The 10607-nt window shown below is 57.6% G+C and carries 8 protein-coding genes, 4 tRNA genes and 1 pseudogene; 1 reads left to right on the forward strand and 12 read right to left on the reverse strand.

The genetic code is table 11. From position 1 onward, the window contains the following. Window positions 1-112: 112 nt before the first annotated feature. The 8 genes from I2E45_RS01745 to serS all read right to left on the reverse strand — a co-directional run bounded on the left by I2E45_RS01745 (window position 113) and on the right by serS (window position 7125). Window positions 113-203: transfer RNA gene (locus I2E45_RS01745), tRNA-Ser, on the reverse strand. Window positions 204-412: 209 nt separating this feature from the next. Continuing rightward, window positions 413-1495, reverse strand: coding sequence for an AAA family ATPase (locus tag I2E45_RS01750; RefSeq protein ID WP_229058773.1), 1083 nt, complete (start codon window positions 1493-1495; stop codon window positions 413-415). Window positions 1496-1657: 162 nt separating this feature from the next. Further along, entirely contained in the window at window positions 1658-4039 is a 2382-nt protein-coding gene (locus I2E45_RS01755; protein ID WP_195443975.1) for a tetratricopeptide repeat protein, read from the reverse strand. Window positions 4040-4284: 245 nt separating this feature from the next. Then, a tRNA-Arg gene (locus tag I2E45_RS01760) sits at window positions 4285-4361 on the reverse strand. A gap of 348 nt (window positions 4362-4709) precedes the next feature. Continuing rightward, window positions 4710-4786, reverse strand: a tRNA-Arg gene (locus I2E45_RS01765). Between the two features lie 353 nt (window positions 4787-5139). Further along, window positions 5140-5216: transfer RNA gene (locus I2E45_RS01770), tRNA-Arg, on the reverse strand. A 74-nt stretch (window positions 5217-5290) separates the two neighbouring features. Then, the gene (locus tag I2E45_RS01775; RefSeq protein WP_195443976.1) at window positions 5291-5668 is read right to left on the reverse strand and encodes a hypothetical protein; all 378 of its coding nucleotides are present in this window, start codon (window positions 5666-5668) and stop codon (window positions 5291-5293) included. 173 nt (window positions 5669-5841) lie between these two features. Beyond that, window positions 5842-7125, reverse strand: a complete 1284-nt coding sequence (gene serS, locus I2E45_RS01780; RefSeq protein WP_195443977.1) for a serine--tRNA ligase — start codon at window positions 7123-7125, stop codon at window positions 5842-5844. A gap of 111 nt (window positions 7126-7236) precedes the next feature. On the opposite strand from serS, the gene I2E45_RS01785 reads away from it, so the two are divergent. Then, window positions 7237-7410 carry a DUF6724 family protein gene (locus I2E45_RS01785; protein WP_171025133.1) on the forward strand — a complete coding sequence of 58 codons (174 nt, stop codon included), beginning with the start codon at window positions 7237-7239 and terminating at the stop codon, window positions 7408-7410. Window positions 7411-7566: 156 nt separating this feature from the next. Here I2E45_RS01785 and proC read toward each other — a convergent pair whose 3' ends face one another. From proC to I2E45_RS10595, 4 genes and pseudogenes are all read right to left on the reverse strand, one after another. Beyond that, window positions 7567-8337 carry a pyrroline-5-carboxylate reductase gene (proC, locus tag I2E45_RS01790; protein ID WP_195443978.1) on the reverse strand — a complete coding sequence of 257 codons (771 nt, stop codon included), beginning with the start codon at window positions 8335-8337 and terminating at the stop codon, window positions 7567-7569. Window positions 8338-8410: 73 nt separating this feature from the next. Then, on the reverse strand, window positions 8411-8881 hold the full coding sequence (gene rlmH, locus I2E45_RS01795) for a 23S rRNA (pseudouridine(1915)-N(3))-methyltransferase RlmH (RefSeq protein WP_195443979.1): 471 nt from the start codon (window positions 8879-8881) through the stop codon (window positions 8411-8413). A 6-nt stretch (window positions 8882-8887) separates the two neighbouring features. Beyond that, window positions 8888-9826 carry an SPFH domain-containing protein gene (locus tag I2E45_RS01800; protein ID WP_195443981.1) on the reverse strand — a complete coding sequence of 313 codons (939 nt, stop codon included), beginning with the start codon at window positions 9824-9826 and terminating at the stop codon, window positions 8888-8890. A 386-nt stretch (window positions 9827-10212) separates the two neighbouring features. Next, window positions 10213-10607 (reverse strand): annotated as a pseudogene (locus I2E45_RS10595) (hypothetical protein); the annotation flags it as partial.

Raw genomic sequence — 10607 nt, forward strand, 5'->3', positions numbered from 1 at the left:
TTCAAGCGCCCCGTGTTTGCCTAATGTTCACGCCCTTTCGGACTCTAATCCCCAGCCGCCATTCTTGATAATAAAAAAGGGCCCCAAATGGGACCCTTCTTCAAAGTCATACTGGCGGAGAGCTGGGGATTCGAACCCCAGATGCCCTTTTGGGGCATACTCGCTTAGCAGGCGAGCACCTTCGGCCTCTCGGTCAGCTCTCCGTAACAGCCGTTCTATAGTAACCAAACAGCCGAAGTTGGGCAAGGGGAATTTTGAGGCGTTTCCTCTTTTACCTCTCTTTTACCAGTAAACGTCTCAGTCAATCATCTCAATCTGTAACATCTGCAGGCCGTAATCCCCTCCAGATGTTACAGATTGAGACAAAGATACAAGGACGGCCCCAGCGACAGCGCGGACAGCCCATTCTTTATTAGTCCTCTCGAACGGTCTCCAACAGATAATCGCGCATGTACGGAATTGCAAACGAAACACAGCCATAGCCCGCGGGCTCAATCAACCCCGCATCGATCAGGCGCTTGCGATATGACCCAACTTTGTTCGCCGACAAACCCATCTTCTTGGCGATATCGCCGTTGGCGATATCGACGCCCTCGCATTGAGCCATCGCCGCGAGATACTGAAACTGCCGTTCCGACACCCTGCGCAGCGCTGGGGCAATCACCATAGCATTAAAGCTATCAAGAGCCGCCTGGATACCCTTACGAGCCGCCTCTTCGCTCACACCCTCCGCCCCACTGCGCGCAGCAACCTGCCAAGCGTAATATCCGACCAGCTGGACCATAAAGGGATAGCCTGCCGAAGCTTTTGTTAATAGCTCAGCGGCACCTTTGTCGAGCTCCTTGCCCGCTCGTCTCATCGTATCCTCAAACGATCCGCCAACTTCAAAATCGGAAAGCCGAGTAAGTTCAACATGTTTGGCTCGCTGAAGGAACGTCAACGTATCATCCACCACCACGCCATCTACCGATGTCGGCAGCCCGGCGAAAGCGAAAGCGACATTCGCTCCTTGGCGAATCAAGAGCTGCATCTCATTGCCTAGCTCGCGCATTTCCTCAGTTGAGGCATCCTGGATCTCGTCGAGCGTAATGAGCAGACCACCGCGCTTCGCAGCATCGTACATCGCCTCGCCCAGATGAGAGGCCGACTTCGACATCTCCATGGAGCCAAGGCTGACCCCTAAAATCGATGGAGAAATCGAGATTGATTCAAGACGAACGTTTCGCTGCAGAGCCTCGAGGATTCTATTGCAAAAACCAGCATTGGAGGCAACGTCAACGACCTCGAATCCTTTTTTGCGTGCAAGGTCACCCAATGCATTAAGGAGCACCGTTTTACCTGTGCCTCGGACGCCCGAGATGCGCATGAGTCGATCGGGGGCACCAGGACCATTCTCAAGAGCCTCGGCAAAGTCATCCAAAACAGTGTCCCGTCCGATAAGCTCAGGCGGATTCATGCCCGCCGTTGGCTTAAAGGGGTTAACAGCTTTCGTCATTCTGCCCTCCTCTGCTAGTTTTAACAACTTTAACAAAGTTTAGCAACTTTAGCAGAGTTTAACAGTTTTAGCAGGCTCGGCGGCTTTATGCCTTACCGATCCTGCCGGGTCCTCCCGCCCGCGCCGATACAAATAGCGCAGTGCGGCCCCTCTATATCGCCCCTACCCCAGCGAGCGACTGAGGGAGCCGAGCTCATCGTTGCCCATGGTGCGCCACATTTGGAAGATGCAGACGCGCGCCAGGAAAAAGAAGCCGTTATCGACCAGCTGCACGGCGGCATCCGTCAGCTGGTTGGTCACGGCGGACACGGGAGGCAGCTCGAGCCCGGCCTTACGGATGGTCTCAACCGCATCCTCGAACGTCGGCGGCTCATTGACGCCCATCTCGTTCATAAGGCCCTGCATTTCTTCCAGCGCGCTACTACCCGACTCCTCGCCGCGCGGCACGAGGCGGTAGCACGCCAACGCGAGCTCGAGCTGGTCGCAGTTCCAATAGGCAAACGCCAGACGATAGAACAGATAACCGATTGCGGAACGGTCACTGGCAATGCGCAGGCCGTGGCGCGCCACCTCGATAATCTCGTCAAAGCGCTCCAGGCGCGCCAGCACGTTGATGAGCGCAAAGTGCGACTGCATGGACGAGCGAGCCAGATCGTAAAGACGACGCACCTCGGGCAATGCCCGTTCAAAATCCTCCTGCTCGGCGTAATAACTGCAGATCTCGTGCTGGGCAAAGTACAGCGCATCGGGAGCACGCAAAATACGAACGGAGCGGTCTTCCTCCATTACCGGCAGCACCATGCGTACCAGCTGGTTGTCGCAAAACTGCGTCTGGACCGGACCCGTTGCCAAAAGCTCGGCAACGGCACACTTGGCCTCCAGCTCCTCAACAAGACGGGAGAAGCCCTCAAACGCGCTTGCACGGTCAACTTTTGCCTGCTCGCGCAACTCAACGACGCGCGCCACATACGGGTCATCGTCCATCTCCATGACCTCGAGCTCATCAGCCGTATCGGCAAGCAGCAGGTCGCGCAACGCCGGCGGCAGCGAACGGTGGTCGTCACGCGGGCGAGCGTGAACCTCCGCAGGCTCAATCGCATCCGGCGCATCCGACTCATATGCCTCAAGCATGCGCTTGCACGGCATATCGTCCATATCCATGCTCTCAAGATCCTTGGCGACAGGCACGCAATTGGCCAGATAGGCCGCACGCCCAAAGGAATATGTTGCAATGACGCGCTCGCCCTGCTCGCCGTCGGGAGCCGCAATCTGAACATAGCAGCGCGCAATGCAGGCACCTGCGGCAAAGCAAGCCGCTGCCAGCGTAAGCGCCACGCGCGCGTCGTGCTCCGCGGCCCAAATCACACGCGCGTTCTCGTCCAACTCGCGCCAGACATCCTCCTGAGCGTCGTATTCACGCTGTGGCATGGCATCCACGACAGAGTGCCCAAACCGAACGAGCATAATCCCCTCGGCAACGTTTGCCCGATAGGTATAGTCGAGCCGTGTGACCACGTTAAGCGCCTCGACGATACGCGCGAAGCGGGTACGCACATCCCACTCACCGCCCGGCTGGCAAGCTACCGTTCCGGGTTTGCCCCACGGGTTGTCGCTCGAGGTCGTATCGAGCAGTCGGGGAACATCGTTGGTTGTCTTGGCGATATGCCACGCATCAAAGAGCGCGCAGCCCTCAAGGCTCGGCGAGGATGCCGCGGGGACCAATCCGGCCCCGATGCGCTCAAGGATGCCGGAGAGGCGGTTGAGACGGCACTCGATGGCAAGCAGCATGTCAATCTCGTCCTGGTCCAGCAGGCTACGATCAAAATTGAGATAGAACAGCTTTGAGCGGTCAATGCGCGCTAGGCTCATTTCGGACTTGGCAGCAATGGTGCGCAGGCGGGGCAAGTCGATCTCGCTCATAAGAGCGGCAGCATAGCGCTCGATACCGCTCGGATTCTCGGCATGGTCAACACAGTAAAGCAGCGTCTCGATAGCATCGGGGAGCGGTGCCGTGTCAAAGCCCAAAAACACCTCGACCGGCTCGGGCAACTTTACGAGTTTGATCTTGTCGACAACGTTTTGCATGCCTGCATCGAGACCGTCGACGCCCGTCGTGTTCGCAAGAGCGCTTTCGGAGTTGGCAAATATCACGTAGCGCAAGAACATCGAGGCCATGAACTCGCCGTAAGGAAGGGCGCGGGTCGAATTCCATGTCTCGTGGTCGGACTGCTCGCGCATGGGGCCTTCGGGAGAGCCGGCAGTTCGCGCACACGCGTGCATTGCTCCGTTGGCCTCCCTCACCATAATCTCGCCAATACTGGAATCGGACTCGTGAAGGACCAGCTCCATGTCAGGGTCCTCGGGCAACGGTACTTCCCGAACAGGGCGGTCAACCTTATAAACCTTGCCCGACACGCTCACGTAGCCCAAGAGCGATATGTGAGTTTTGCCGACGAATTCGACGACATAGCACGACTCTTTGGGGTCCTCGCCAAAGACTTTCCAGACAACACCATATGAGCGCCCCGCAGGCTGCTCTGGCATCGATGGAAAACGCTTTTTGGGGTCGAGAAACCTGAGCTTGTATGTCGGACGCTCTGCCACGAAATATCACCCTGATCAGTCGTTGAAAGAAGGAGCGGTCGCGGATGGGCCGCGACACCTACTCGGAATCTTACACGAGTCGATAAGAAATAGTCCGCTTCACGCTCGCGCCTCGACCGAGGTTCGAATCCATGGGATGCCGCCATAAAAGAAAAGCCCCCGTTGCCGGAGGCTTCAAGCTCAAATGGTGCGGCGTATAGGATTCGAACCTATGACGTTCTGATTCGTAGTCAGACCCTCTATCCAGCTGAGGTAACGCCGCGACTTGTTGATTATTATGCACATGGACTGAATAATGGTCAAGCGTTTTTTCAAAAAAAGTTATCGAATTTGATTTTTACTCATTTGGAGCACTTGGCGCGATCCTCGACGTATCGCGATATAAGAAAAGCCCCCGTTGCCGGGAGCTTTAAAGTCAATTGGTGCGGCGTATAGGATTCCGCGCATCCGCTGCGCGGATCCGCACCGGCTTCGCCCGCCTGCCGGCGGACTCGCCCGCTCGCTAAAAACGCTCCGCGTTTTCTTGACGCTCGCGCCTCGAACGAGGTTCGAATCTCCGCAATGCCCCCGTAAAGGAAAAGCCCCCGTTTCCGGAGGCTTAAAACTCAATTGGTGCGGCGTATAGGATTCGAACCTATGACGTTCTGATTCGTAGTCAGACCCTCTATCCAGCTGAGGTAACGCCGCAACGCACGGATTATTATGCACGCGAGCCCCCGATGGGTCAAGCGACAATTTGAAAAAATTTTACGGAGTGGTGATTAGGCTGTTCACACCCCGACCGAGGTTCGAATCCATGCATGGTTTCCAAAAAAGAAAAGCCCCCGTTGCCGGAGGCTTCAAGTTCGATTGGTGCGGCGTATAGGATTCCGCGCATCCGCTGCGCGGATCCGCGCCGGCTTCGCCCGCCTGCCGGCGCGCTCGCCCGCTCGCTACGGACGCTCCGCGTCCGCTTCACGCTCGCGCCTCGACCGAGGTTCGAATCCATGCGGTGTTGCCATAAAAGAAAAGCCCCCGTTGCCGGAGGCTTCAAGTTCGATTGGTGCGGCGTATAGGATTCGAACCTATGACGTTCTGATTCGTAGTCAGACCCTCTATCCGGCTGAGGTAACGCCGCAGCGCAAGTCATATAAAACCACTTTAGTTAGTTGGAGTCAAGCACAATCTCAAACTTTTTTGAGAATATGTTCCTTACGCAGCTCCGCATGCGCCAGCGTCCCCCATGCGATCAATCGGTTTTTCAACCACATCGAACCCGGCACCGAGCTCCCTCAAAAGCGAGCGCACCCGCTGGGCACAGTCATAATCGGCAAACGAGATGCTCAGCATGCGCGCGACCTGGTTAGAAGTCCCAACTCCATAGAACCGCTCAAGCGTCACAAGCCCCTCGTGCGTCACAAAAGTCTCGACTACATGCGACGACTCCTCAAAACACCATTGGGTCAACGGACCCTCGCTCGTCTGCCGCACCACCAAACCACCCATACCGGATGGCTCACACGTAACTAGTAGGTGCTCCCCACCTTCATCGCTCTCAAACAAAACTACCCGCTCATCAAACAGCTCCATCGCATCCCCTTCCTCTCGCTTCTATTTAACAAAAGCATAGCAGGTAGATGGCTGTATACAGAACGTTTGTTCGTGTGTTTTCTATTGAGCTGTCCGCGCGATATGGTAAAGCACCGCACACAAAAAGGGCGCCCCAGAAAGGAGCGCCCTTGCAAATCGCTTATGCAGGCAACCTACGCAACCGGCTCGATCTTCTCGAGGCCGCCCATGTAAGGGCGAAGGACCTCGGGGACCGTGATGGTGCCGTCGGCGTTCTGGTAGTTCTCCAGAATGGCGGCCATGGTGCGGCCAGCCGGCAGGCCGGAACCGTTGAGGGTGTGCAGGTAGCGCGAGCCCTTGAAGTTCTCGGGGTCGCGATACTTGATGTTGGCGCGACGGGCCTGGAAATCGCCGCAGTTAGAGCAGGAGCTGATCTCCTTGTAGGCGTTATAGCTCGGCAGCCAGACCTCGATGTCGTAGGTCTGACGGGCAGAGAAGCCCAGGTCGCCGGTGCACAGGCTAATCACGCGATACGGAAGGCCCAGCTGCTGAAGCAGGAACTCGGCCTCGGCGGTCATGCTCTCGAGCTCCTCGTCGGACTCCTCCGGCTTGGCAAACTTGACCATCTCGACCTTGTCGAACTCGTGCTGGCGGATGATACCGCGGGTGTCGCGACCAGCGGAGCCGGCCTCCTCGCGGAAGCAGGGGGTGAAGGCGGTGTAGCGGCGCGGCAGGGTATCAGCATCGAGAACCTCGCCGGCGTGCAGGTTGGTAAGCACGACCTCGGCGGTGGGAATCAGGAAGTTGTCGCCCGAGACGTGATAGGCGTCGTCCTCGAACTTGGGCAGCTGACCCGTGCCAAACATGGTCTGACGCTTGACGACGATGGGCGGCCACCACTCCTTAAAGCCACGGCTGGTGTGCGTGTCAAGGAAGAAGTTGATGAGGGCGCGCTCAAGACGGGCGCCGGCGCCACCGAGAACGGTAAAGCGGCTGCCGGAGAGCTTGTTGCCGCGCTCGAAATCGAGGATGTCGAGGTCGGTGCCCAGGTCCCAGTGCGGCTTAAAGTCGAAGTCGAACTCGCGCGGGGTGCCCCAACGACGGCGCTCGATGTTCTCGTCCTCGTCCTTGCCGTACGGCGTGGCCTCGCAAGGGATGTTGGGAAGGTGAGCCATAAAGTCGTACTGCTCCTGCTCGAGAGCGGTGCGGCGCTCGGCCAGACCGTCAATCTTCTCGTTGACGGCGCGCACGGCCTCCTTGGCGGCCTCGGCCTCGTCCTTCTTGCCCTCCTTCATCAGGGCGCCAATCTTCTTGGACTCGGCGTTACGCGTGGCCTGGAGCTCCTCGACCTCGGTGATGACGGCACGGCGCTCGTCGTCGAGTTCAAAGAACTTCTCGCGATCCCAAGACGTCTGGCGATTTGCCATGGCGGTATCGATGGCATCGGGGTTCTCGCGAACAAACTTGATATCAAGCATTAGATCCTCCGGCGATATACATTCCATTTAGGTTGCAACCTTGTACATGTATGGGCAAGTATATACTTATGAGCGTTTACGACCCAACTCAACTACGCAAGAAGGCACCCAATGGACGCAGTTTTTTCCTTTTTGTTTGGCACCCGCACCGGTTTTGCCATCCTTTTCGCCGGCGGCATCCTACTGTTTGCGATTCTTGCCTTTGTAATGGAGAAGCGCACCCATAAGATGTATGTCGACCGTGGCCCCAAGTCCGAGGACGAAGAAGACGGCTTCTGGGACTAGCCTGCCAAAAAGAGACAGGCTTATTTTGGTCGGTTTTATCTGGACAAACGCAAGCGCCCCGCCACTGGAATTGAGCCAGTTGCGGGGCGCTTTTTGCTCAAGATACAAAACCGCAGGAAAACCTGCCAAAATAAACCTGTCCCTAAATGGCAGGTTTTACTGGAGGGTGGCGTCGATGGCCTTGACCAGGGCGCTGCGCATGCCAGCATCCTCGAGCGCGACGACGCCCTTGATGGTGGCGCCGCCGGGTGAGCATACGGCATCCTTCATCGCCGCAGGATGCTGACCAGTCGCAAGCTGCAGCTTTGCCGTGCCCAGCACCATCTGGCTCACAATGCGATAGGCATCGGCGCGCGGGATACCGTGCTTGACGGCCGCGTCGCCCAAGGCCTCAATCGCCATGGCGACAAATGCCGGTGCGCAACCGCCCACGGTACCGCCCACAAACAGCAGACTCGTGTCGAGCTCGACGACGGTGCCAAGCTTACCGAGCAGGTCGAGCACCACGGCACGCTGCTCGCCGTTGAGCGTAGAGGACTTCTCGCAGGCGATGACGCCCTCGCCCACCGAAACCGGCGTGTTGGGCACCGTCGAGATGTGTGCGACACCCGGCAGGACCTGCTCCCACTTGGCGCTATCCCAGGTCCAGGCGACCGAAAGGACAACCTTGTCGGCAAGGGTTTCTTTGAGCGGAGCGAAGACCTTCTCAATCATGTATGGCTTGACCGCAGCAACCACGATATCGGATGCGGCGACAACCTCCGCCGCATCACGACAGGCAACCATCCCACGTGCCTCACAACGCTCGACCAAGGCGTCGTAGTGGCCCGCGCAGGCGCACATATCGCTCGCAGCCACACCGGCGGCGATCCAGCCATCGGCCATAGCGCTCGCCATATTGCCAAAACCGACAAATCCGATCTTCATATCTCATAGTCCTCTCAGACACGCTCTTCAAAACGAAGGCTATTGTCCCACGGCATTGTTTCGTATTGCCGACCTATTTGTGATACGGCTCGCCACGGCTGATCTTGCAGGCGCGGTAGATTTGCTCCAGCAGCACCACGCGCGCCAAGTTGTGCGGCAAGGTAATACGTCCAAAGCTGAGCATCTCGTCGGCTCGTGTGCGCACGTCATCGGTCACGCCGTCCGATCCACCAATCACAAAGGCGATGTCGCTGTTACCACGCAGCATAAGATCGTCGAGCCGCGCCGAAAGCTCCTCGCTCGAGCGCTCTTTGCCCTCAATGGCAAGCAGGATCACATGCGCTCGAGGCGGCAGGGCTGCGAGAATCGCCGCACCCTCCTTGTCGCGTGCGGCATCCACGCCGCCCGCCTTAGCCGGGTCGATATCGGCCACCTCGCGGATATCCACCTTGGCATAGGCACCTAGGCGCTTGGTGTACTCAGCGCACGCGTCCTTCCAAAAGCGCTCCTTGAGCTTACCGACGCAAACGACGGTGTATTTCACGCGCGTCTACTCCTTCGAATCGTTTTGAACTTTGCTGGCGGTCAGCATCTGCTCGAACATCGAGGCCGACTGCGAGAAATCGCTCGGCAGTACGACCGTCGATGTTTTACCCGTGCGAGCGAACTCTGTCATCATCTCGGACCACTGCGTAAACATGAACAGCTGGTTGGCCTCGTCGTTACCGACACCCGTCTCCTGGATGATCTCGAGCGAATCCTTGATGCCCAGCGCGATGGCCTTGCGCTGGTTGGCGATGCCTTCGCCCGCCTTTTCCATCGCCTCGGCCTCGGCGGTCGCCTCGGTGACGCGCTTGATGCGGTCGGCCTCGGCGAGCTCCTGCGCAGCAGCGCGCTTTCGCTGGGCAGCATTGATGTCGTTCATGGAGTTCTCGACCTCGGTCGGCAGCGCGATCTTGGTGATGAGTGTCGACACGAGGGTAAAGCCGTAGGCAGCCATCTGCTCGGACACGGTGGCATTAACGTCCTTGGCGATGTCATCCTTCTTGGCAAAGACCTCATCGAGCGTATAGACAGGGATGGAAGAGCGCAGGGCGTCGGTGATGAAATCACGCATCTGGTCGACGGGCTCCTGCAGCATGTAGTAGCTCTTGTAGATGCCCGAATCTGCCGGGCCGGCGCCCATGTCATAGCTCACGTGGTACTGAGCAGAGACCTCAAGGCCGATGGTCACGTTGTCCTGGGTCTTAACGTCGATGCCAAAACCGTTTTTCATGGTGCGCAGACTCACCGTGGCGGCCTTGCGGTCGATCACGGGCACCTTCATGTGGAAGCCCGCGTTGACGATGCGGTTAAACTTGCCCAGACGCTCGATGATCACGGCATGCTGCTGTTCAACGACATAGCAGGCGTTGGGGAGCAGCAGCAACAAAATGATGATGGGAAGTAGAAAGCTCGTAAGAGCAGCGATAATACCGGACAACAGCATGGTCTCTCCTCTGATAGGCACACGTTGGCACTAGGATACCCATCTCAGACCCTCACACGATCCCGACGAGAGGAGCCGTGGACAAAAAAGTCCAAATATGAGTACTGCTACCAGTTTAGTAACAGCGTTTAAAAGACCAAAACGCACTGTTGGACCAAGATTCCTTTCAAATTGACTCAGTTCAGCTCAAGGCAGTGTTAAGTTAGCAAACATTTGTTGCGTAAATAGTGCAATGATCACCTTTGAAAATGTGATTCATTTAGTGACATTACTCATATTTGACATTTTTTGCCCCACAGGAAGCTTCGCTATACGAGGACCCTATGTCACATTCTGTGGCTTATAGGACAAAATGTGTGTCCCGATAGAACATCCGTTTCCATCCATTAATCCAGCCAGAACGGGTACGGGTCCCTGTGGTGGAGGTCCTCCCACACGGCCCTGTCGCCCCACTCCGGCCCTCCGTCCTCGCGCGACGGCGAGGCGGAGTAGACGCTGAACAGGAAGTCGATGTCCGCGTCGGTCGGCATCGTGGCGAGCTTCTCGCGCGCCGTCCTCGCGTCCCCCGAATGAGCGTGGCACCACCAGAACACCGCCTTAACGCGCTTGACCGACGTCAGCCCCCGGTGGTTGCGCAGGACGGCCCTCAGCTGCGAGTTCACCCCTCCCTCGATCATGTTGTTGGTCGATGGATTGGCTACACTGATGTGGACAGTTCCGGGAGGGGCGCAGGAGACGGGAGGGCCGTATATGAGGGACCCCAGGCACCCGAGGCATTTCA

This window comes from Collinsella aerofaciens (genome assembly GCF_015555045.1).
Lineage (GTDB): Bacteria > Actinomycetota > Coriobacteriia > Coriobacteriales > Coriobacteriaceae > Collinsella > Collinsella aerofaciens_W.

Bases quoted from the DNA above. Each gene is read 5' to 3' on its own strand.
- proC (WP_195443978.1), bottom strand. From the start codon at position 8,337: ATGAAGATCGGATTTGTCGGTTTTGGCAATATGGCGAGCGCTATGGCC.
- I2E45_RS01755 (WP_195443975.1), bottom strand. From the start codon at position 4,039: ATGCCAGAGCAGCCTGCGGGGCGCTCATATGGTGTTGTCTGGAAAGTC.
- I2E45_RS01785 (WP_171025133.1), top strand. From the start codon at position 7,237: ATGGACGCAGTTTTTTCCTTTTTGTTTGGCACCCGCACCGGTTTTGCC.
- I2E45_RS01800 (WP_195443981.1), bottom strand. From the start codon at position 9,826: ATGCTGTTGTCCGGTATTATCGCTGCTCTTACGAGCTTTCTACTTCCC.
- I2E45_RS01750 (WP_229058773.1), bottom strand. From the start codon at position 1,495: ATGACGAAAGCTGTTAACCCCTTTAAGCCAACGGCGGGCATGAATCCG.
- I2E45_RS01775 (WP_195443976.1), bottom strand. From the start codon at position 5,668: ATGGAGCTGTTTGATGAGCGGGTAGTTTTGTTTGAGAGCGATGAAGGT.
- serS (WP_195443977.1), bottom strand. From the start codon at position 7,125: ATGCTTGATATCAAGTTTGTTCGCGAGAACCCCGATGCCATCGATACC.